Below are 22,480 nucleotides of genomic sequence, written 5' to 3' on the forward strand. Positions count from 1 at the left end.
CAAAGGCAGGAATGGCGAGGAGCAGACTTCCTGAGCAAAGCCCCGGAGTACATCACTACGGCTTGCATTGTTGTTATAAACTGTACGGAGGTACAGATTCAACGACAGGAGGCCACGTTCATGCCCAAGGTTACGCTGCTCACCCCGCGCCAACAGGAGATACTCGACTTTATCCGCGATACGCTGGAGAAGCTTGGCGCACCGCCGACGCGCGCCGAGATTGCCCATGCCTTTGGCTTTGCCTCGCACAATGCGGCGGAAGAACACCTCAGGGCGCTTGCCAAGAAAGGCGTCATCCTGCTTGAACCGGGCTCGGCGCGAGGGATTCGGCTGGTCGAACAACTTGGACTGCCGTTGATCGGCAGCGTGGCTGCCGGCAGTCCGATACTGGCCGCGGAAAACGTTCAACGCCGTTACACCCTGGATGCCGGTCTGTTCAGCCCACGCGCCGATTTTCTCTTGCGCGTACGCGGCCTGTCGATGCTCAATGCCGGGATTCTGGATGGTGACCTGCTCGCCGTACACCGCAGCAGCGAAGCGCGCAATGGCCAGATTGTCGTGGCCAGGCTGGATGACGAGGTGACGGTCAAGCGTTTCCACCATCAGGGCGACACGATCGAACTGATCGCAGAGAACCCCGATTTCGCGCCGATCATCGTCCATGCGGGTGCGCAAACATTGGCCATCGAAGGCATTGTGGTCGGCTTGATCCGCAGCGGTACGGCGAGGTGAGAGCGGCCAGACTTGTTATTTGAGCACGAGCTGATTTTACTGGAATTATTGACTCTCTTTTTTTATACTGTGCGAAGAGAATAGCTGACCTTTTCCTGGAGAGCCTTGTGATGGAGATCAAATATACCGGTCTGCTGCCGGAGGCTTTGATGATCGATCTCCCGGAAATCGATGCACAGCATGAAGAGATTTTTCAGCAAGTGGAATCGCTCAAGGCGGCGTGTTTCGGAAGCGAACCGGTCTGCTTCTCTGCGTTCGACAGCCTGCTCAATTATGTGGAGCACCATTTCGCCACGGAAAAGCGCATTGCCCGGGAAGTCGGAGTCGACTTCCTCGATCACGATGCGGTGCACCGAGAAAATCTGCAGTCGCTGCGCAAGGCGTTCGACGAAGTGCGTAATGGTGCGCGCGATGTTCATTCCTTCCTGCGCTATGCCGAGTACTGGTTTGAACGCCATATCTCCGAGGAGGACAAGTCTTTCGCCGCCAGCGTGCGCGCCCGCAAGGCGAGGTTTGCCAGCAGCATTCCGTCTGCTGCCCCGACCATCTGATTCGCCATCCGCTGTCGGGTACGCGCCGACCGCCCGGTCGGCGTATCGGCAACCAGGCCGCCGCCATGATCAGCAGTGATCGGATCTGACCCGAAGACCTTCCACAAATGCTCTCGAGATGGCTTTCCCTCATTCTTTTTTGCGTTCTTCCGTGCATTCTGGCAAGCTGATAACCGGAACAGCATATCTTGTCATATTTCGTCACATACCCCTCCCCAAGGGCCGTTTGCAAACGGCCTGACCACTCATCCATGAGCTTTCATCGACCATGAACATCACCGCCTCAGCCTCCTGGAAGGCTATTGAAGCGCACCGGCTATCGCTCTCGCCTGTGCATCTCAGACAACTTTTTGCCAGTGATCCTGGCCGTGTGGCATCTCTCTCGCTAAGCTACGACGGAATCCTTTACGACTTCTCGAAGCAACGTATGGATTCGACGACGCTTGCCCTGCTGGTCGGGCTGGCCCGCGAGGCTCGGCTTGACGAATCGACAGACCGCATGTTCAGCGGTGAAAAAATCAATGCCAGCGAAGATCGATCGGTGCTGCATGTCGCCTTGCGACGATCGATTGGCCCCTTCCCCGGCACTGATCTGGATGTCATGCCCGAGGTGCTCGCCACACGCCAGCGGATGGCTGCTTTTGCCGACCGTATTCGCTCCGGGCAAATGCTTGGTTTCACGGGCATGCCGATTCGTCATGTGGTCAATATCGGCATCGGAGGCTCCGACCTCGGACCGAAAATGCTCGATTACGCTCTACGTTCCATATCGCATCCGGCGCTTGGCGTACATTACGTCTCCAATCTCGATGGGGCTCAACTGGCACCGCTCCTGCAAACGCTCGACCCGCGCACGACCTTGTTCCTGGTTGCCAGCAAGACCTTCACCACGCAGGAAACCATGCTCAATGCGCAGACGGCGCGCGACTGGCTGGTGGCCAACCTTGGTGATGCCAATGCAGTATCCCGCCACTTTGCGGCGCTAACGGCCAAACCCGAGCGCGCAGTCAAGTTCGGGATCAAGGCAGATGCCGTATTTCCGCTCTGGGATTGGGTGGGTGGACGTTTCTCGCTGTGGTCGGCGGTTGGGCTGGCACTGATGATCGCCATTGGGCCACATGCTTTTGCCGATCTGCTTGCCGGTGCGGAACGTATGGACGAACATTTCCGCAGCACGCCCTACGAGCGCAACCTGCCAGTGGTGATGGCGCTCATCGGTATCTGGAATACCAATTTCCTGGGTGCGACGAGCAACGCGGTGCTGCCCTACAACGAGTCGCTGAAATATTTCCCGTCGTTCCTGCAGCAACTCGAAATGGAAAGCAACGGCAAGTCGATCGGCAGCGATGGGCAGCCACTTGCCTGTGCGTCGAATCCCATCGTCTGGGGCGAACTCGGCAACAATGGTCAGCACGCCTTCTTTCAGCTGCTCCACCAGGGTGGGCGACTGGTACCCTGTGATTTCATTGCCGCCGTACGCTCGGACTATCCGCTCCCCGGCCATCAGGAGGCCTTGCTCGCCAACTGTTTTGCGCAAAGCGCAGCACTGGCGTTCGGCAAGACGGCCGAAGAGGCACGTAGCGAATTGAACGGCACGATGCCGGAGGCGGAGCTTGCGTCCCTTCTGCCGCACAAGGTGTTTGCCGGCAATCAGCCATCATCGACGCTGCTGCTTTCCCGCCTCGATCCGCAAACGCTGGGCGCGCTGATCGCCCTGTACGAACACAAGGTATTTGTGCAGGGTGTCATCTGGGGGCTCAACTCTTTCGACCAGTGGGGCGTCGAGCTGGGCAAGGCCGTTGCCAGCAGCATCCTGCCGGCGATTGCCAATCCGCTGTTGGCCGAAAAACTCGATGCATCGACCCAGGGATTACTGGCGTTCAGCCGACAGCATCTGGCATGAATCCGGGGTTTACCAGTAGCAATTCAGGGCTTTCCTATTAGCGACGAGGCATGACATGACTATGCAGGTGATCAGCGTTCCCAGTACGCCTTTCTCCGGTCAGAAGCCGGGGACATCCGGGCTGCGCAAGAAAGTGACCGTATTTCGGCAGGCGCGGTATCTCGAGAATTTCGTACAGGCCATCTTCGATACCTTGTCTGGCCAGCAAGGCCAGACGCTGGTCCTTGGTGGCGACGGCCGCTACTACAACGAAGTCGCCATCCAGACCATCCTGCGCATGGCGGCGGCAACCGGTTTTGGTCGGGTGCTGGTCGGCTGCAACGGAATTTTGTCCACCCCCGCGGCCAGTGCCGTGATCCGCAAATGGCAGGCTTTTGGCGGCATCATCCTGTCAGCCAGTCATAATGCGGGCGGTCCCGACGGTGATTTCGGCATCAAGTACAACCTTGGCAATGGCGGACCAGCCAACGAAGGCTTTACTGATGCCGTTTATTTGCGCACGCAGGAAATCAGTGCCTATAGCACCGTCGAGTCCCCGGATATCGACCTGAGCAAAATTGGCGAGGCGCGCATCGGTGACATGATCGTCAGCATCATCGATCCGGTTGCCGACTACGCCGAACTTCTCGAATCCCTGTTTGACTTCGATCGCATTGCCCGTCTGCTGGCTCGCCCGGACTTTCGCATGCGTTTCGACGCCATGCACGCAGTCACCGGACCCTATGCGCTGGCGATTCTCGAAGGCCGTCTCGGTGCACCCGCCGGTACGGTGGTCAACGGCATACCGCTGCCCGATTTCGCTGGCGGACACCCCGATCCCAACCCGGTTTATGCTGCTGATCTGGTTGCAGCACTGGCTGACAGCAGTTCGGGCCTGTCCTTTGGCGCAGCTTCGGATGGTGATGGTGATCGCAACATGATTGTCGGTCCCAATTTCGTGGTCAGTCCGAGCGACAGTCTGGCAGTTCTCGCGGCCAACCATGCGCTGGTTCCGGCCTACGCCAGCGGCCTGGCGGGTGTCGCCCGTTCCATGCCGACGAGTTGTGCAGTCGACCGCGTCGCCGAGGCACTCGGAATCCCCTGCTACGAAACGCCAACCGGCTGGAAGTATTTCGGATCACTGCTGGATGCCGGCCTGTGCACCCTGTGCGGTGAAGAGAGCGCCGGCACCGGTTCCAATCACGTTCGCGAGAAGGATGGCCTGTGGGCGGTGCTCTACTGGCTCAACATCCTGGCCGTGCGCGAGATGCCTGCCGACGTGATTGTGCGTGAGCACTGGCAGCGCTTCGGGCGCAATGTGTACTCCCGCCATGATTACGAAGGCATCGAGACTGCGCAGGGGGATCGCCTGATGAATGAATTGCGGGCGCGTCTCTCGCAACTGCCGGGCTCGGAGTGCTGCGGCCTGCGCATCGCCGCCGCGGATGATTTCGCCTATACCGATCCGGTTGATGGCTCACGTTCGGAGCGTCAGGGCATCCGCATCCTGCTCGACGATGGTTCGCGGGTGGTATTTCGCTTGTCGGGTACTGGTACCGAGGGGGCCACGCTGCGCGTCTATCTCGAACGTTTTATTGCCGACCCCAGCCAACACGAAGTTCCCACGCAGAAGGCACTGGCGCCTCTGGTCGGCCTCGCCGATACACTGGCACAGATCGCCTCCATCACCGGCAGAACAGCGCCGGATGTGATCAGCTAGGATCGGTCAGGCAGCGGCGAATGGATAAAACCAGCGCCGCCAGATGAGATGGATCAATTTCACAAGGGGTAGCAAAATGGTGGATAGAAAAACTTTCCAGTTGCCGCGAAAGGCGATTGCCCTGGTACTTGCCGGCGGGCGTGGCAGCAGGCTACACGAACTGACGGATCGCCGCGCCAAACCGGCGGTCCATTTCGGCGGCAAGTTCCGGATCATCGACTTCGCCTTGTCGAACTGCGTCAATTCCCAGATTCGACGCATTGGCGTGGTCACTCAGTACAAGTCGCACAGCCTCTTGCGCCACCTGCAGCGCGGCTGGAACTTCCTGCATGGGGAAGTCAACGAATTCGTCGACCTGCTTCCGGCGCAGCAGCGAATCGACGAAGAGTCCTGGTATCGGGGTACGGCCGACGCGGTGTACCAGAACATCGACATCCTCGAGACCTATACGCCAAAGCCCGAATTCGTCGTGATTCTGGCCGGCGACCACGTTTACAAGATGAATTACGCGGTGATGCTGGTTGACCATGTCGAGAGCGGTGCCGAATGTACGGTTGCCTGCATCGAGGTACCGCGTCAGGAAGCCAGCGGCTTCGGGGTCATGGCCGTCGATGAAAATGGTCTGATCACCGACTTTATCGAGAAGCCTGCCGACCCACCGGCGATGCCGGGCAAACCCAATATGTCCTTGTGCAGCATGGGGGTTTACGTGTTCAACGCCAAATACCTGTATGCCGAACTGGCGCGCGACATCGACGACCCGGCATCCGACCATGATTTCGGCAAGAACATCATTCCACATGCCGTGCGAAATCGCGTGGCCGCAGCACACTCCTTCTCGCGCAGTTGCATCGTGGCCCCGGACGAGCAGTTCAGAGAGCATTATTGGCGTGACGCCGGAACGATTGATTCCTACTGGGATGCCAACATCGATCTGACCGCGACGGTACCAGCGCTGAACCTGTATGACCGCAACTGGCCGGTGTGGACGTATCAACAACAACTCCCGCCCGCCAAGTTCGTGCACAACCATCTCGACCGGCGCGGTAATGCCATCGAATCCTCGGTTTCCAGCGGCTGTATCGTTTCCGGAGAAGTCAACCGCTCGCTGCTGTTCTCCGGTTGCCGTGTCCATTCCTATTCACGGGTCAATCTATCGGTTATCCTCCCCGATTCGACGATCGGCAGCAGAGCCCGCCTCAGCCACTGCGTCGTGGACAGCGACTGCGATATCCCACCGAACATGGTGGTCGGTGAAAACCCGGAAGAAGATGCGCGCCGCTTCCGCCGTACCGAGAACGGGATCACGCTGATCACCCGGAAAATGCTCGCACAGCTCACCTGATACGGAAATAGAAGCATCTCTTGCGCATCCTGCACGTTGCCGCCGAAATCTATCCGCTGGTCAAGACCGGCGGCCTTGCTGACGTCGTCGCCGCCTTGCCCGTCGCGCTTGCAGCACGTGGCCTCGATGTCCGCGTGCTGCTGCCCGGAATGCCGGCCATTCTCAACGGCGTCACCGACCTGAAGCCACTGATCCGCCTCGGGCCGGCCTTCGGCGCGGCGGTCATCACGCTGCGACTGGGTCGTCTCCCGGACAGCGGCTTGCTGGCCTATGTCATCGATGCGCCCTTCCTGTACCGGCGTGACGGCGATCCGTATCTTGGCCCGGACGGTCGCGACTGGAACGACAATCATCGGCGCTATGCCCTCCTGGGCTGGATTGCAGCGCATCTGGCTGCCGGCGAGCTGGATGAATCCTGGCAACCGGAGGTGGTGCATGCGCACGACTGGCACGCGGGACTGGCGCCGGCCTATATCGCGCAGAACCCGTCGCTGAATACCGCAACCGTGTTCACGATTCACAATCTCGCTTTCCGTGGTCTGTTTCCTCTCGACCACCATACGGACCTCGGGCTGCTGATTACCGGTGCGGATCAAAGCGCACTCGAATTCTACGGACACTTGTCGTTCATGAAGTCGGCGCTCGTGCATGCCAAGCGCGTGAACACGGTCAGCCCGACCTATGCCCATGAGATCTGCACGCCAAAGCACGGCTGGGGACTCGATGGGCTGTTGCGTGATCGTGGCGGGCATCTGTCCGGCATTCTCAATGGGGTGGATTATACGGTATGGAATCCGAGCAGCGACCCGGCTCTGCCCAGGGGCTACAGCGCCGACAAGCTGCGTGGCAAGAAGGTTTGCAAGCTCAAGCTGCAAGCTGAAATGGGTTTTGCTGTCCGGGGGAAAGCGCCCCTGTTTGCCGTGGTCAGTCGCCTGACGTCGCAAAAAGGCATGGATCTGGTACTCGCGTGCTTGCATGAACTGCGAGCAGAGGGCGGACAACTGGTCGTCATCGGCAGTGGCGAGGCAGAAATCGAGGCCGGCTTCAGGGCCGCGGCCGCGGCTCATCCTCATACCATATCGGTACATCTCGGCTATGATGAAGCACTGGCGCACCGCATCATCGCCGCTGCCGACGTTCTCCTGGTCCCTTCACGTTTCGAGCCTTGCGGCCTGACTCAATTGTATGCCCTGCGCTACGGTACCCTGCCGCTGGTGCGGCGGGTTGGCGGCCTGGCGGATACCGTCACGGATGCCACGCCGGGCAACCTCAAGGACGGCACAGCCAACGGTTTCGTCTTTGACGAACCCAGCAGTCGTGCCTTGGCCGCTCGCCTCCGCGATGCCTGCGCACTCTACCACGATCCGGCGACGTGGCACCATTTGCAACGGCATGGCATGGCGCAGGATTTCTCCTGGGCCGATTCGGCCGCACGCTATGAGGCACTATACCGGAGTATCTGAACCATCTGCTGTCCAGGCACGGTGCCGTGCACCATGGCCATGCCCGTCGCCTCCAGAAACAAACTCCCACAGGAAAATCTCGTGTCCCTTGATCATTGCCTGATTCGACCCTTCGCCGGCCTGCGTCCGCGTCGCACAGACGCTGCTGCAGTCGCTGCGCCACCCTATGATGTCCTCTCCAGCGCAGAGGCCCGGCAGACCGTGATCGGCAAGCCGCTGTCCTTTCTGCATGTCTCCAGGGCGGAGATCGACCTGCCGCCAGAGGTCGATCCGCATGCGCCAGAAGTGTATGCCCAGTCAGCCGAAAACTTTCGGCGCATGATCGATGGCGGGGTGCTTTGCCGTGATCCGGGCGCCTGTTATTACGTCTATCGACTGCTCATGGGCAAGCACATTCAGACCGGACTGGTGGCCGCCGCGTCGGTCGCCGCCTACGATAGTAACCGCATCCGCAAGCACGAGTTTACCAGGCCCGACAAGGAAGATGACCGGGTACGCCAGATCGAGGCGCTGAATGCGCAGACCGGCCCGGTGCTGCTCGCCCACCCGGACAACGCGGAAGCCGAGCGCCTGCTCGCGCTCGCCACCGACAGCCCGCCGGTCACCGATTTGACCGCAGACGATGGCATCCGGCATATGCTGTGGGTCATCGATGACGCCGCGAGCATTGCACGAATCAGCGCGGTGTTTGGCGGCATGCCCAATCTCTACATTGCCGACGGTCATCATCGCTCGGCGGCTGCCGCGCGGGTTGCCGCGGCTCGGCGTGAGCAGAGCAATGCATCCGATAGTGCCGAGTTCTTTCTCTCCGTCATCTTTCCGGCTTCGCAAATGTTGATCATGGATTACAATCGGCTGGTGAAGGATCTCAACGGTCTGACCCAGGAAGCATTTCTGGTGGCGGTTGGCGAGCGCTATACCGTCCGCCTTTCCCCAGCGCCGGTCAGGCCGGAGCGCAGCGGCGTGTGCGGCATGTATCTTGGCAACTGCTGGTATCGGCTGGAAATCCGGCCCGGACGGATGCCGCTCTCCGACCCGGTGCGCCAGCTCGATGTCTCGGTGCTTGCCGAACAAATCCTCGGCCCGCTGCTCGGGATCACCGATCTGCGCCGAGACACACGCATCGACTTTGTCGGCGGCATGCGCGGCCTGTCCGAGCTCGAACGGCGAGTGAACAGCGGCGAAATGGCGGTGGCCTTTGCCATGTATCCGACACCGATGGCCGATCTGATGGCCGTTGCCGATGCTGGCCAGGTCATGCCGCCCAAGTCGACCTGGTTTGAACCCAAGCTCGCCGACGGACTGGTGTCGCACCTACTCGATCCGGCTTAGGCCATACCGGAACGAGGTGTGAAGCGTCAGCGACGCTGCATCAACAGCCGCAGGCAGCGCATCGCTGCTGACGCCTCATTCCTCAAAAGGCAGATATGGACCCTAGCAGTCCCAGATCCGGATTCCTGGAACGTCTTTCTTCGTTTCTCGTGCGCGAGCCGGAAGATCGCGAACAACTCATGCAGCTGCTGCATTCTGCGCACCAGCGCAAGCTCCTCGACGCTGATGCCCTGAGCATTACGGAAGGCGCCATTGCCGCTTCGGAAATGAGCGTGCGGGAAGTCATGGTGCCACGCCCGCTGATGGAGGTCGTCGATGTCAGTGATTCGCTTGCGGAAGTCATCAGCCAGGTCAACACCACCGCCCACTCGCGCTTTCCGGTCATCAACGGCAGCCGCGACAATGTGATCGGCATCCTGCTGGCCAAGGATCTGCTGCGTGTGCAGCGCGAAGACGATTTCAAGCTGCGCGACTGGGTACGTCCGGCAGTGTTCATCACCGAATTCAAGCGCCTCGACGTCTTGTTGCGGGAATTTCGCGTATCACGCAATCACATGGCGATCGTCATCGACGAATACGCCGGGATTGCCGGCCTGATCACCATCGAGGACGTACTCGAACAGATCGTCGGGGAAATCGAAGATGAATACGACTTTGACGAGTCCGACGATAACATTCAACTCGATCCGAATGGTCTGTACCGCGTCAAGGCACATACTGCGATAGCCGACTTCGACGCAGCTTTCGGCACCCGCTTCAGCGAAGAAAAATGCCAGACTGTCGGCGGGCTGATTCTGCACCACCTGGGCCGGGTGCCGCAGTTCAACGAAACGATCGTCATCGACGGCATCTGCTTCCAGGTCTTGCGTGCCGACAGCCGCCGCATCTACACGCTGGTGGTTTCGAATTTGCCAGAGGCGGGCGATCCTGCTGAATAAGGCCAGATATTGGCGCAGCTTTGGCGCCGCCTGCCTGGGAGCCACGGGGGTCGTCGGCTTTGCACCGCTCGGCTGGTTTCCGGTCAACTGGTTGAGCCTCGGCGGTCTCTTTGCGCTGCTCTGCACCGAGATCGACGGCGGCGGCAACCGGCCTGCCTGGCGGGGCGCACGCATCGCCGCCGCCCATGGCCTTGGCCTGTTTCTGGCCGGCGTCTCGTGGGTCTATGTCAGCCTGAGCGTTTTTGGCGGCATGCCGGCAGCCGTCGCGGGCCTCGCTACAGTGCTCTTCTGCCTTGTTCTGGCGATCTTCCCGGCACTGGCCGGGGCGCTGTTCGTTGGCTTCGCCGTTGCCGGCTGGTGGCGACGCGGCCTGCTCTTCGCCAGCCTGTGGGTGCTTGCCGAGTGCTTGCGTGCCTGGGCGTTTACCGGCTTTCCCTGGCTGGCCGCCGGCTATTCGCAAACGCCACCGAGTCCGCTCGCCGGTTATGCCGCGCTGCTCGGCGTCCATGGCGTCTCGTTTTTTTCAGCGCTGCTCGGAGCACTGATCTTCGAGGTCAGCAGGCGCTGCTTGACCACCGAACCCTGCAGTACGCGCGGCGGGCAGCGCCACTTCCCGGCGCTGCCGCTGCTCGCCGGCGCAGCGATTCTCGTCGCCGGCGAGCAACTGCGTGACCTCCGCTGGACAGAGGTGGCGGGTGAACCATTGTCGGTGGCCTTGCTGCAGGGAAACGTGGCGCAGGAAATGAAATGGCGTCCCGAGAGGTTCGTTGATTCGCTGCGCACCTATTACCGGCTGGCACAGGAGCATCCGGCACAACTCACGGTGCTGCCCGAAACCGCCCTGCCTGCTTTCCTCGACCAGGTTCCCAACGAGTATCTCGAGGCGCTGCAAAACCTTGCACTGCGCCAGAACGGCGACCTGCTGCTGGGAATCGCCGTCGCCGACGGCAAGCAGTATTTCAATGCGGCGCTGAGCCTTGGTGCGTCCGGCCAGCAGCGTTACAGCAAGGTTCATCTGGTGCCTTTCGGCGAGTTCGTACCGCCCGGTTTCGCCTGGTTCATGGCCATGGCCAACATCCCGATGTCCGACTTCACCGCTGGCTCGCCGGGGCAGCCACCACTGCGCCTGGCCGGCCAGCGCGTCGGGGTGAACATCTGCTACGAGGACATCTTTGGCGAGGAGATCATCGCTGCGCTGCCAGCCGCAACGCTGCTGATCAATATCTCCAACGTCGCCTGGTTCGGCGATTCCCTGGCGCCAGCGCAGCACCTGCAGATCGCCCGCATGCGCGCCCTCGAGACCGGCCGCATGATGCTGCGCGCCACCAACACCGGCATGACGGCGATCGTCGACGTGGACGGTCGCGTCCTCTCGTCGCTGCCCCCCTTCACCCGCGGTGCGCTGGTCGGCGAAGTGCGCGGCCATACCGGTGCCACGCCCTATGTGCGCTGGGGCAACTGGCCCGTGATCGCTTTTGCCTGCTTGCTGATTGGCCTCCTCGGCCGTCGCAAGGCGGCGCCGCGGAAGCAGGTTCTTGTCCAGCGAGAAACCAAGTAAAATCGCGCTTTCGCTTTTATCCGAAGTTCTCCCATGCCCACGTTTCAGGAAGTAATACTGCGTCTCCAGGATTTCTGGAACCAGCAGGGTTGCGCGCTGCTGCAGCCCTACGACATCGAAGTCGGTGCCGGCACCTTTCATACCGCCACCTTCCTGCGCGCGATTGGCCCCGAGCCGTGGAATGCGGCTTATGTACAGCCATCGCGGCGGCCCAAGGACGGGCGCTACGGCGAGAACCCGAATCGCTTGCAGCATTACTACCAGTATCAGGTGGTGCTCAAGCCCTCGCCCGACGACATCCAGGAGCTATATCTCGACTCTCTGCGTGCGCTCGGGATCGATACCGCCCAACATGACATCCGTTTCGTCGAGGATGACTGGGAAAGCCCGACCCTCGGCGCCTGGGGACTCGGTTGGGAAGTCTGGCTCGACGGCATGGAGGTGACGCAGTTCACTTATTTCCAGGAAGTCGGCTCTCTCCCCTGCAAACCGGTCCTCGGCGAGATCACTTACGGCATCGAGCGCCTGGCGATGTATCTGCAAGGAGTAGAAAACGTTTTCGACCTGGTCTGGGCAGAGGGGCCGGGCTATCGGGTGAGCTACGGTGACGTCTATCACCAGAACGAGGTCGAACAGTCGAAGTACAACTTCGAGCATTCCAATGTCGAGATGTTGTTCCGTCATTTCGGCGAGCACGAATCCGAAGCCCGGCGTCTGATCGCTGCCGGCCTGGCACTTCCGGGCTACGAAATGGTGATGAAGTGCTCGCACACCTTCAATCTGCTGGATGCGCGCGGCGCCATTTCGGTGACTGAACGGGCAGCCTACATCGGCCGCGTGCGCGCCCTGGCGCGCGAAGTTGCCCAGGCTTACCATGATTCCCGCCAGGCCCTCGGCTTCCCGATGTGCAAGGCGGCCGCTGGCACTGGGGTGCAATGACATGAACGAAACCATCCTGATTGAGCTGCGCAGCGAAGAGCTGCCACCGAAATCACTCAAGTCGCTGTCCGAGGCCTTCGCCGAGGCGGTTTTTTCTGCGCTCAAGGCACAGGAGTTCGCTGCCCCGGACAGCGTATGCACCGCTTACGCCACCCCACGCCGCCTGGCACTGACCATCACCGGGATTGCCGCCCGGCAGCCCGACCGCATACTGGAAAAGAAAGGCCCCGGCGTTGCCGGTGCGCTGGACGCCGCAGGCAAACCGACCCGGGCACTCGAAGGCTTCATGCGTGCGGCCGGCGTGAGTTTCGACCAACTCGCGACGACGACTGACAGCAAGGGCGAATACTTCGTTGCCCGGCGCGAGAAAAAGGGCGAGGAACTCGCTCTGCACCTGGCCGACATCGTTGCCCAGTCGCTCCGGAAACTGCCAATCCCGAAGCTGATGCGCTGGGGAGATTCCGAACACCAGTTCGTCCGCCCCGTGCATGGACTGATTCTCCTGCACGGCAAGCGCGTCCTTGCCGGTGAAGTCCTCGGGCTGCACAGTGGCCGGACGACACGGGGTCACCGCTTCCTGTCGAGCGGCGAGATCGTCATCGACCATCCTGACGAGTATGTGGCCAGACTGGCTGCGGGCAAGGTCGTCGTGTCATTTGCAGAGCGGCGTGCAAGCATCGCCGCGCAGCTCGACGCCGCCGCCGGCAAGCTAGCTGCCCGCATCCATCCGGCCGATGGTCTGCTCGACGAAGTGACGTCGCTGGTCGAGTGGCCGGTGGTTTATGTCGGCGAGTTCGAAGCCGAATACCTCGAAGTGCCACAGGAATGTCTGATCCTGACGATGCAGCAAAACCAGAAATACTTCCCGCTACTCGATGGCAAAGGCAGGCTGCTCAACAAATTCCTGATCGTCTCCAACATGCAGGTCAGTGACCCGGCCAACATCATCCGGGGCAACGAGCGCGTCGTCCGCCCCCGCCTCTCGGACGCCCGCTTCTTCTACGACCAGGACCGCAAGAACGGCTTTGCCGCCCGCGTCACCTCGCTGGGCTCGGTGGTCTATCATCACAAGCTCGGCTCGCTCGGCGACCGTGCGCAGCGAATGGGGCGCATCGCCCGCAGCATTGCCGAAAGACTCGGCGCCGAAGCCAATCTCGCCGAACGGGCTGCGCTGTTCGCCAAGATCGATCTGTTGACCGACATGGTTGGCGAATTCCCGGAACTGCAGGGAATCATGGGCCGCTATTACCTGCTGCACGAAGGGGGTCTGGCGGTGGTTGCCGACGCCATCGAACAGCATTACCGACCGCGCTTTGCCGGCGACGCGCTGCCCGCAGGCAACATTGCCTGTGCCGCCGCGCTGGCCGACAAGATCGATTCGCTGGTCGGCTTCTTCGGTATCGGGCAGCTACCGACCGGCGACAAGGACCCCTTCGGCCTGCGGCGCGCCGCCCTCGGGGTACTGCGCATCCTGATGGAGACGCCGCTGCCGCTCGACCTCGGTGAACTGATCAAGGACTCAAAGGCGGAGCTGGTCAAACAGGGAATCCCGCTCGCCGCCGTCGATGAACCTTTGCTCGCCTTCCTCCATGACCGTCTGCGCGGCATGCTCAAGGACGCCGGGCATGCGCCCGACGTCATCGAAGCGGTGCTGGCGCAAAGACCGACGCGCATTGATCTGGTGCCCGCCAAGCTGGCGGCGGTGCGCGAGTTCCTGCTCCTCCCCGAGTCGCTGGCGCTGGCGGCTGCCAACAAGCGCATCGGCAACATCCTGAAGAAAGCCGAGCAAAGCCTGCCCGAGCCGGACATCGCCTTGCTTGAGGAAGACGCCGAGAAGGCCCTGTTCGAGCGTGTGCTGTTGATCGCGCCACTGCTCAGGTCGCATGTCGCCAACGAAGACTATACGGATGCGCTCAAGGTCCTCGCCTCGGTGCACAGCGAAGTCGACCGCTTTTTCGACGAAGTGATGGTGAACGTACACGAACCGCTGCTGCGCAACAACCGTCTGGGCCTCCTGAGAGCGCTTTTCGACCAGCTCAATGCCGTCGCCGACATCTCCAAGCTGGCCGTATGAAGCTCGTGATTCTCGACCGCGATGGCGTCATCAACTACGACTCGAAGCAGTTCATCAAGTCGCCGGCGGAATGGCGTCCCATCCCTGGCAGCATCGAGGCCATTGCCAGATTCAATCAGGCCGGCTACCGCGTGGTGGTGGCGACCAACCAGTCCGGCATTGGGCGCGGCCTGTTCGACATGGATACGCTGAATGCCATCCACGACAAGATGCACCGCGCCGTACACGCTGCCGGCGGACGCATCGACGCGATTTTCTATTGTCCGCACCCGATCGATGCCGGCTGCAATTGCCGGAAACCAAGAACCGGCATGTTCGAACGGATTTCCAAATGCTTCAACGTCGGTCTGGAGGGCGTACCGGCGATCGGCGATTCACTGCGCGACCTGCAGGCCGCCGTCGCGGTGGGGGCGAAACCGTTGCTGGTGATGACCGGCAAAGGAACACAGACACACGCGGAAGGCGGTCTTCCGGAAGGTACGCTGATCTTCCCTGATCTCGCCGCAGCAGCCAACCACCTCCTGATTTCGTGATGGCGGCCTTTCGCACAGTGCTGTTCCTCCTGCTGCTCAGTCTGTTGACGATTCCCTTTGGGGTGCTCGTTTCGCTGGCGGTATTTTTTCCCATGTCGGCGCGTTACCGCATCATCGCGATCTGGCGAAAGGGTTTCATGGCCCTCTGCCGCTACGTGCTCGGTATCCGCTACTGCGTGCTCGGCCGCGAGAACATCCCGGCCGAACCTTCGGTGGTGCTCGCCAAACATCAGTCGGCCTGGGAAACGGTCGGCCTGCAGGAGGTCTTTCCACCGCTGGTCTTCGTGCTCAAGAAGGAACTGTTGCGAGTACCCTTCTTTGGCTGGGGACTGGCGGCGATGAAGATGATCTCGATCGATCGGGCAGCAGCCAAGGATGCACTCAAGCAGATCTTCGATCAGGGACGTGAACGCCTCGCGGCCGGCTACTGGGTGGTGATCTTCCCCGAAGGAACGCGCGTTGCCCCCGGAGAAACGGAACGTTACAAACCCGGTGGTGCGCATCTCGCCGTTCGCAGCTCGGCCAAGGTCGTTCCCGTGGCACACAACGCCGGCGAAATCTGGAAAAAAAGCAGCTTTGCCATTTCCCCCGGCTTGATCACCATCAGTATCGGTCCAGCGATCGATCCTGTCGGCAAGACGGCAGTGAAAATCAACGCCCTGGCGTCTGCCTGGATCGAGGCCGAAATGCGGCGTCTGTCGCCGCATCGCTACAGAGTGCCTGCCGATGCCGTGGCCGCCTGAGCAGCCGCCGGCCGGCGAAACGTCGCACGGCATCGTCGATGGCATGCAACTGCCAATGCTCGGGAGCTTGATCAGCATCCGCCTGGCGCTCGGCGCCAATCGCATCGTCTGGAACCTGCAGACTGCCGGGCAGGCACTGACTCTGTGCCTGCGTTCGCCGAGCGAGGCGCCGCGGCTGCTCGAGAAAGCACTGCGTGAACGAGCGCGGGCGTTGTTCGTCGAACGGCTCGCTCATTACGCACCACAGCTTGGTGTCGACCTGCCCGCGCTCTCGCTATCGGCGGCGCGCACGCGCTGGGGCAGTTGCAGCCGGCGTACCGGCATTCGCCTGAACTGGCGGCTGATCCACTTTGCGCCGCCGTTGATCGACTACGTGGTGATCCACGAACTCGCACATCTGCGCGAAATGAATCACGGCGCACGTTTCTGGTCGATCGTCGCAGAGCTGTACCCCGACTACCGGAGCGCACGCGCAGAACTCAGGCGCTGCGCGACGCATTGCCCATACTGGTGAGGAGAAGACATGAGAATTCTGCATACGATGTTCCGGGTCGGCGATCTCGATCGCTCGCTGGCCTTTTACACGGAAGTCCTCGGGATGCGCGAGTTGCGGCGCCAGGATTACCCGAGTGGTCGTTTCACGCTGGCATTTGTCGGTTACGGGCCGGAATCGGAGGGCGCGGTCCTGGAACTGACGCACAACTGGGACACCTCGTCGTACGAAATCGGCAACGGCTTCGGGCATGTGGCAATCGAAGTTCCCGACGCCTACGCCGCCTGTGAACAGATCAAGGCGCGTGCTGGCAAGGTGGTGCGTGAAGCCGGCCCGATGAAACATGGCACGACGGTGATCGCTTTCGTCGAGGATCCCGATGGCTACAAGATCGAACTGATCCAGAAGAAGGTGTGAAGCCCTTGTCCCAGCCGGACGCAGGGAGGCCACGGATTGCCGTGAAAGTCGAGGAGCGAGAGGCGTCAGCCACTGGGTCGGCATTGCGTAAGCAGACCGCTTCCAGCCGGCAGGTCGGGTCACGGCCTCCGGCCTGACCCGACCGACCAGTGCTTACGGCAATATCTCGCCTTCCTCTGGCTGCGGATGATTCGCCAGTACCAGGACTTCGGAAGGCGGCAAATTGCGTATCTCGACAAAGGCAATGCCGCCGCCGGTCCGCTTCACCACCAGACTCGAACCCACTGCATGCGGTCCGGCATACGCAGCCGCGCTGCCCGCCTGAGCGGTGTTCAGCACCACCGTCAGCACCGACCCGGGCGGGCTGAGCGAGCTGTCCACCAGGACGTCGGCGCCACGTGCGTCGGTACCATGGCCATTGACCACGCACAGCAGCTCTTCGTCATCAAGGATGCGCGACCAGGCGATCAGCTCGCCCGGCCCGTAGACGTCGAAGGCTCGTCCGAACAGGGAGATCGGGCGCAGGTACTGGCGACCGTGCCGCAGGCACGGGTACTGCGCGCGTACCGTATGGATCGCGGCAATGCGGATGAAGGCCGGGCTCTGTTCGTCGAAGCAGTGATGGCCGGCGGTTCCGAACGGGCCAAAACCAGGCAGATCCGGATCCTGAGTAGACTCCAGGCCGGCTCGCCCGCTCCGGAGCGGATGCACCGGACCGAACATGGCTTCGCGGAGATAACGATCCGAACCCTTCCACTCCGGCAGCCAGAAACGCTCTGCCGGCTCCGGCCCTGCCAGGCTCTGCTCGGTCCCGTAATAGACACACGGGATACCCAGCGTGAAGGCCTGCATGGCCACGCCGGCAGCGATCTGCTGCTGCGATGCTGCCTCGCTCGAAAAACGCAGTTTCTGACCAAACACATGGTCATGGTCGTCGAGGATCGAAACATGCCGGCTGCCGAGATTGCGGTGCGAACCCATGCCCGCAGAACCCGGGTTGAAACCGTCGAAGTAGGCATGCGGGTGCACCAGGCCCTTGGCAACGCCATTCAACGTCGGGCGCATCTCGCCAATGTCGAGCGCGGCATTCAGGTTGCGGTCAAGAACGTCCAGATAGCGATCTTCGGCGTAGTCGCCACCCGCCACCTCACCGACGAGGAAGAAATCGTCCTTGCCGAGGTTGCTGGCGAATTCCTTGATCGCGCCGCAGAAGTTGCGCGCGTCTTCAAGCGAAACGTGCTTCAGCGTGTCGATCCGAAAGCCATCGCAGTCGCTCAGCGCGATCCAGTACTTGTAACACTGCGCCAGGTCGCCCAGCGCCGTGGTCTGGTTGAAATCCCGCAGCGTGATGAAATCGCTGCGTTTGTGCTCGGCAATCGGGTCGTTGATGTCGCCGGCACCAAGGCTGCCGCTGCCGGCGCGCGTGTAGTACTCCGGGTCCTGTAGTTCGCTCGGCCAGATACCGTCTTCGGGACCGGCGATGGCGCCGACCGTCTGTCCCTGGTCGCCGAGCCATGCACCGAAGGCGTAACGCCCCTGGGTATAGTAAGGCGTCGAGGTGCCACCCGGTGTACCCTCAGGATAAACCCAGTTGGAACCCGAGTGATTGAAAATGATGTCGAAGATGACCCGGAGTCCGGCCTGGTGCGCTTCCCCCACCAAGGCAAGCAGATCGGCGCGACTGCCGAAGCGCGGATCGACATCGAGGAAGTCCTGGACACCGTAGCCATGATAGCTGTCGAGATGCCCGCGCTGCTTGAACACCGGACTCAGCCACAGCGCCGTCACGCCAAGCCGTTTCAGGTATGCCAGCTTGGAGCGCACGCCCGACAGGGTTCCGCCCTGCCAGCGATCGGCACCCGACGCCGCCCAGCGATCCCAGCGCCACGCCTGACCATTGGGCAGGGCAGTCCGGGCAGCGGCGAGATTGTTTCGGTCGAGCAAGGGGCGCGTCCCTTCGGCAGCGTCGCTGAAACGGTCTACCAACAGAAAATACAGCACCTGGTCTCGCCAGTCTGTCGGTGATGGAAAATAGTGCTGCCGACGCGGCAGCTTGACATTGCGGCGGATACTGGCTGGCCGCGGACTCTTGAGAGCCTGCTTGGCGAATTGCATGATGTAGACCTCCATGGACGAATGGACGAAATGGACGAAATGGACGAACAACGAAGAGGCACCGGCTTGCCCCCCCGATCAGTGTGGCCAGTTCCGTGTCGCCTCGCCAACCAGGCCGGGATGACGCACCATATGGGCTGAGCCGGTATGGCGATGATGCCGAAGCCACTTACATTTCTCATTAAATAGCATACTTGACATGTTTTCAAGGGAAAATGGCGAGTCACTTCGGCTGCTCCCGCCTGGCCGCCGGCCAGGCGCCACGATGATCGAATGCGTGTTGTGCGTGCGCCGATGCCGGCCGGGTCGCCCGGACATCCGCCACAATGCCTCGTGCACATTGTCTGGACGAGGGCGAAGGGCCTTATACTTGGCGAAATCCTTTTTTCTCTTTGCGCACGTGATGATCCCCTGCTTCGCAAGCTACCTCCGCCACCTTGCCGGATGGCTACTCATCGTTCCACTGCTGTGCCCGGTGGTCGCCGCACACGCCGGGCTGGCGATCGCCCTCAATTCGGCGGAAGGCACGCTCAGCCTGATCGATAGCGAAACCTATCAGGTCACTGGCAAGGTGCCCGTCTGCAAGGAGCCGCACCACCTGATGCCGACGCCCGACGACAAGTCGTTGATCGTTGCCTGTGCGGCTTCCAACCAACTGGTATTCTTCGATCCGAACACTGGTCAGGAGCAGAAACGCATCCGCAACATTTCGGACCCCTATCAACTGGGCTTTTCGCCGAACCGCAAATGGTTCGTCGCCACTTCCTTGCGCCTCGACCGCGTCGATCTCTATGACCCCAGCGACTTCCGGCTGATCGCCCGCCTGCCCGCGCCGAAAACACCATCGCACATGGCTTTTGACGATAACAGCCAGTTCGTCTTCGTGACCCTCCAGGACTCCAATGAGATCATGGCCATCAGTCTGGGCACGCAGACCGTCGCCTGGGTGATCCCGGTTTCCGCAACACCGGCCGGGATCGTGATGTCACCCGACAATCGCAATCTCCTGGTAGCCTGCATGGGTGCAGGCGTCGTCGAGGTCATCGAATGGCGCACTCGCAAGAGCGTCATGAAGATTCCTACCGGCACCGCGGCCCACAATCTGCAGCCCAAGGGCGATGGACGCCATTTCTACGTTTCCAACCGTACGCTCGATGGCAGCATTGCGCTGCTCGATACGCAGACGATGACGGTGGTGGAAAAATACGAGGTCCCTGGTGGACCGGACGACATGATCGTGCGCGCCGACGGCAAGGAACTCTGGACGACGGCACGCTTTGCCCGCAAGGTGCAGGTCCTCGACCTGGTCACCAAGAAAATCAAACATTCGATCAGCGTCGGCAGTTCGCCGCACGGCGTATTTTTCGTCAACCATGCCGGCCTCAGATGAAACCTGAGCTTCAACACCTGCTCCTGGCCCTGCTGACGTCGACCCTGCCGGCGCTGGCCATTCCTGACGCGCACGCCGCTGCCGCCTGCAAAGGAACGCTCTACCTGACCTTCGACACCGGCAACATGCGCCATGCCGAATCGATTGCCGATACCCTGGCCAGGCACGGGGTCAAGGCGACCTTCTTTCTGGCGCAGGAAGAAACCAGCCGTGGCGATCACGCCCTCGATGCCAGTTGGGCTTCCTACTGGCGGGCGCGCGTCGCCGAAGGCCATGCCTTCGGCAGCCATACCTGGCGGCACGGTAGTTTTCGCAGCGACAGCGGCCAGCAGGTACGCTACCGGCTGCCGGATGGCCACACCGAGATCCTGGACGCGCGCGCCGTTTGCGAGGAGTTGCAGCGTTCCGACGTGCGTTTCCAGGAACTCACCGGTCGTCGGCTCGATCCCCTCTGGCGCGCTCCGGGAGGCCGCACCACACCGAACACCCTGGCTGCGGCGCAGGCCTGTGGCTACCAGCATGTCGGCTGGGCGCCGGCGGGTTTTCTCGGTGACGAACTGCCTTCCGACACCTACCCCAACCCGGTGTTGCTGCAGCGCGCCCTCGACCGTCTCAAGGATGGCGACATCGTCATGGCCCACCTCGGTATCTGGTCTCGCAAGGATCCCTTTGCGCCAATGCTGGACCCTTTGATCTCCGGCCTCAAGAACAAGGGCTTCTGTTTTGCCACGCGACGGGCACCATGATCAACGCCTGCATTGAAGCGTTCGTCGATCTGCAGGGCTGGCTATTGGCGCATCTGCTGCAACCCGTGCTGCTGGCCACGGGAATGGGCAGCTATCTGGAAATGGCTTTCGACGGCATCGAGTTCTTCCTCTGCGGGGTATTGCAGATCACCGTCGCTTTCCTGCTGCTGCGACCCCTGGAGGCGTTGCGACCGATCGAGGTCTGGCCGGATCGCAAGGCGGTGCGGGTAGACGTGCTGTATTCCTTCCTCGACCGGCTGGGAATCATTCCGCTGCTCATTTTCGCCCTGCTGGCACCCCTGTTCGCCGACCTCGAACGCTGGCTGCGCTTCAACGACATCATTCCGCCGCAACTCGAGGATTGGTTCCCGATGCTGGAAGCCCGGCCATTGCTCAGTTTCCTGGTCTATCTGTGCATCCTGGACTTTACCGAGTACTGGCGCCATCGCCTCTCACACACCTTCCGCTGGTGGTGGGCGCTGCACGCGATCCACCACAGCCAGCGCCAGATGACGCTATGGACGGACAGCCGCAACCATCTCCTCGACGACCTGGTTGGCGGTTGCTGGTTCGCCATCGTCGCGCTCCTGGTCGGCGTCCCGCCAGGCCACTTCATTGGCCTGCTGATCGTCGTCAAGACCATCGAAAACCTCTCGCACGTCAATGCCCGGCTGTCCTTCGGCCGCATTGGCGAACTCCTGCTGGTCAGCCCGCGCTACCATCGCTGGCACCATGCCATCGACCTTCCTGCCGGCCGGCAGTACCGCTTTGGCTGCAATTTCGCGATCCTCCTGCCGATCTGGGATCAACTCTTCGGTACCCAGTATCGTGGCCAGACGATGCCGCCCTGCGGCCTCAGGCAGGGGCCACTGCCGGAATCGGCCGCGCGGAGTGGCTTCTGGCAACAGCAGTGGGAAGGACTTTGCGCCCTCGCGGCGACGTTTCTCCCGGAAAACAATCATGGCGAAGAACGCCAACGCCAAAGCCAATGATGAAGACCTTCCATGCTCGATGAAGCTCGCTCTTTTGCGCTGACAGCGCACGGCAGCCAGATGTACGGCGACCGGCCATACGCCTTCCATCTCGAAGCGGTCGTCGGCCTGTTGTCGCCCTATGGCGCCGAAGCACAGATCGTCGGCTATCTACACGACGTCGTCGAGGATACCGGGGTCAGCGAAAGCGATATACGCGAGCGCTTTGGACCACTGATTGCCGACTGTGTCAGCCTGCTGACCGATTCTCCCGGTGCCAGCCGTGCCGAGCGCAAGGCGGTCACCTACGCCAGACTGGCAAAGGTCAGCGGAGCCACCGAACTGGCCCTGGTAGTCAAGGCTGCCGACCGCCTGGCCAACGTCAGGTGCTGTGTCGCCGATCAGAGGCGCCGCCTGTGGGAGGTCTACCGCAGCGAGCACCCATGCTTCCGGCAAGCCGCCTACCGTGACGGCCTCTGTGAGTCACTGTGGATGGAACTCGACGCCTTGCTGCAGGTATCGCCCTGATGATCGCCGG

20 protein-coding genes are annotated in these 22,480 nt (G+C 61.5%); 19 read left to right on the forward strand and 1 reads right to left on the reverse strand.

Annotated features, from left to right (window positions below; genetic code table 11):
• Window positions 1-120 precede the first annotated feature (120 nt).
• The 15 genes from lexA to gloA all read left to right on the forward strand — a co-directional run bounded on the left by lexA (window position 121) and on the right by gloA (window position 16,720).
• Window positions 121-732: a transcriptional repressor LexA gene (gene lexA / locus V5B59_RS15330; RefSeq protein ID WP_034915668.1), complete on the forward strand. Its 612-nt coding sequence runs from the start codon at window positions 121-123 to the stop codon at window positions 730-732.
• A gap of 110 nt (window positions 733-842) precedes the next feature.
• The gene (locus V5B59_RS15335) at window positions 843-1,283 is read left to right on the forward strand and encodes a bacteriohemerythrin (protein ID WP_034915669.1); all 441 of its coding nucleotides are present in this window, start codon (window positions 843-845) and stop codon (window positions 1,281-1,283) included.
• A gap of 268 nt (window positions 1,284-1,551) precedes the next feature.
• Window positions 1,552-3,186: a glucose-6-phosphate isomerase gene (pgi, locus tag V5B59_RS15340; protein WP_332352015.1), complete on the forward strand. Its 1,635-nt coding sequence runs from the start codon at window positions 1,552-1,554 to the stop codon at window positions 3,184-3,186.
• 61 nt (window positions 3,187-3,247) lie between these two features.
• Window positions 3,248-4,885, forward strand: coding sequence for an alpha-D-glucose phosphate-specific phosphoglucomutase (locus V5B59_RS15345; protein WP_034915675.1), 1,638 nt, complete (start codon window positions 3,248-3,250; stop codon window positions 4,883-4,885).
• A gap of 76 nt (window positions 4,886-4,961) precedes the next feature.
• Window positions 4,962-6,230: a glucose-1-phosphate adenylyltransferase gene (gene glgC / locus V5B59_RS15350; RefSeq protein WP_211203349.1), complete on the forward strand. Its 1,269-nt coding sequence runs from the start codon at window positions 4,962-4,964 to the stop codon at window positions 6,228-6,230.
• A gap of 20 nt (window positions 6,231-6,250) precedes the next feature.
• The gene (gene glgA / locus V5B59_RS15355; protein ID WP_169069947.1) at window positions 6,251-7,693 is read left to right on the forward strand and encodes a glycogen synthase GlgA; all 1,443 of its coding nucleotides are present in this window, start codon (window positions 6,251-6,253) and stop codon (window positions 7,691-7,693) included.
• 81 nt (window positions 7,694-7,774) lie between these two features.
• Window positions 7,775-9,025 carry a DUF1015 domain-containing protein gene (locus V5B59_RS15360; protein ID WP_308240086.1) on the forward strand — a complete coding sequence of 417 codons (1,251 nt, stop codon included), beginning with the start codon at window positions 7,775-7,777 and terminating at the stop codon, window positions 9,023-9,025.
• A 95-nt stretch (window positions 9,026-9,120) separates the two neighbouring features.
• Window positions 9,121-9,963 carry an HlyC/CorC family transporter gene (locus V5B59_RS15365; RefSeq protein WP_332352016.1) on the forward strand — a complete coding sequence of 281 codons (843 nt, stop codon included), beginning with the start codon at window positions 9,121-9,123 and terminating at the stop codon, window positions 9,961-9,963.
• Window positions 9,893-11,521, forward strand: coding sequence for an apolipoprotein N-acyltransferase (gene lnt, locus V5B59_RS15370; RefSeq protein WP_288131711.1), 1,629 nt, complete (start codon window positions 9,893-9,895; stop codon window positions 11,519-11,521). The genes V5B59_RS15365 and lnt overlap by 71 nt, the downstream gene beginning before the upstream one ends.
• Window positions 11,522-11,554: 33 nt before the next feature.
• Window positions 11,555-12,460 carry a glycine--tRNA ligase subunit alpha gene (gene glyQ / locus V5B59_RS15375; RefSeq protein ID WP_169069946.1) on the forward strand — a complete coding sequence of 302 codons (906 nt, stop codon included), beginning with the start codon at window positions 11,555-11,557 and terminating at the stop codon, window positions 12,458-12,460.
• Window position 12,461: 1 nt separating this feature from the next.
• Window positions 12,462-14,534, forward strand: a complete 2,073-nt coding sequence (gene glyS, locus V5B59_RS15380) for a glycine--tRNA ligase subunit beta (RefSeq protein ID WP_169069945.1) — start codon at window positions 12,462-12,464, stop codon at window positions 14,532-14,534.
• Entirely contained in the window at window positions 14,531-15,067 is a 537-nt protein-coding gene (gene gmhB / locus V5B59_RS15385; RefSeq protein ID WP_169069944.1) for a D-glycero-beta-D-manno-heptose 1,7-bisphosphate 7-phosphatase, read from the forward strand. The genes glyS and gmhB overlap by 4 nt, the downstream gene beginning before the upstream one ends.
• On the forward strand, window positions 15,067-15,810 hold the full coding sequence (locus tag V5B59_RS15390) for a lysophospholipid acyltransferase family protein (protein ID WP_034917166.1): 744 nt from the start codon (window positions 15,067-15,069) through the stop codon (window positions 15,808-15,810). The genes gmhB and V5B59_RS15390 overlap by 1 nt, the downstream gene beginning before the upstream one ends.
• On the forward strand, window positions 15,794-16,324 hold the full coding sequence (locus tag V5B59_RS15395) for a M48 family metallopeptidase (RefSeq protein WP_169069943.1): 531 nt from the start codon (window positions 15,794-15,796) through the stop codon (window positions 16,322-16,324). The genes V5B59_RS15390 and V5B59_RS15395 overlap by 17 nt, the downstream gene beginning before the upstream one ends.
• Window positions 16,325-16,333: 9 nt before the next feature.
• Entirely contained in the window at window positions 16,334-16,720 is a 387-nt protein-coding gene (gene gloA / locus V5B59_RS15400; protein ID WP_169069942.1) for a lactoylglutathione lyase, read from the forward strand.
• 153 nt (window positions 16,721-16,873) lie between these two features.
• On the opposite strand, the gene V5B59_RS15405 is transcribed toward gloA, so the two are convergent.
• Window positions 16,874-18,835 carry an alpha-amylase family glycosyl hydrolase gene (locus tag V5B59_RS15405; RefSeq protein ID WP_169069941.1) on the reverse strand — a complete coding sequence of 654 codons (1,962 nt, stop codon included), beginning with the start codon at window positions 18,833-18,835 and terminating at the stop codon, window positions 16,874-16,876.
• A gap of 403 nt (window positions 18,836-19,238) precedes the next feature.
• On the opposite strand from V5B59_RS15405, the gene V5B59_RS15410 reads away from it, so the two are divergent.
• From V5B59_RS15410 to V5B59_RS15425, 4 genes are read left to right on the forward strand one after another with little or no spacing between them, the layout of a single operon-like run.
• Entirely contained in the window at window positions 19,239-20,225 is a 987-nt protein-coding gene (locus V5B59_RS15410; protein ID WP_169069940.1) for a YncE family protein, read from the forward strand.
• Window positions 20,222-20,971 (forward strand): polysaccharide deacetylase family protein, encoded by a 750-nt coding sequence (locus V5B59_RS15415; RefSeq protein WP_169069939.1) that lies wholly within the window; start codon window positions 20,222-20,224, stop codon window positions 20,969-20,971. Before V5B59_RS15410 ends, V5B59_RS15415 begins: the two co-directional genes overlap by 4 nt.
• Window positions 20,968-21,963 carry a sterol desaturase family protein gene (locus V5B59_RS15420; protein WP_169069938.1) on the forward strand — a complete coding sequence of 332 codons (996 nt, stop codon included), beginning with the start codon at window positions 20,968-20,970 and terminating at the stop codon, window positions 21,961-21,963. The genes V5B59_RS15415 and V5B59_RS15420 overlap by 4 nt, the downstream gene beginning before the upstream one ends.
• Window positions 21,964-21,975: 12 nt before the next feature.
• Window positions 21,976-22,470 (forward strand): HD domain-containing protein, encoded by a 495-nt coding sequence (locus tag V5B59_RS15425; RefSeq protein ID WP_034910786.1) that lies wholly within the window; start codon window positions 21,976-21,978, stop codon window positions 22,468-22,470.
• The last annotated feature ends 10 nt before the right edge of the window (window positions 22,471-22,480 follow it).

This window comes from Candidatus Accumulibacter contiguus, assembly GCF_036625285.1.
Taxonomy (GTDB): Bacteria; Pseudomonadota; Gammaproteobacteria; order Burkholderiales; family Rhodocyclaceae; genus Accumulibacter; species Accumulibacter contiguus.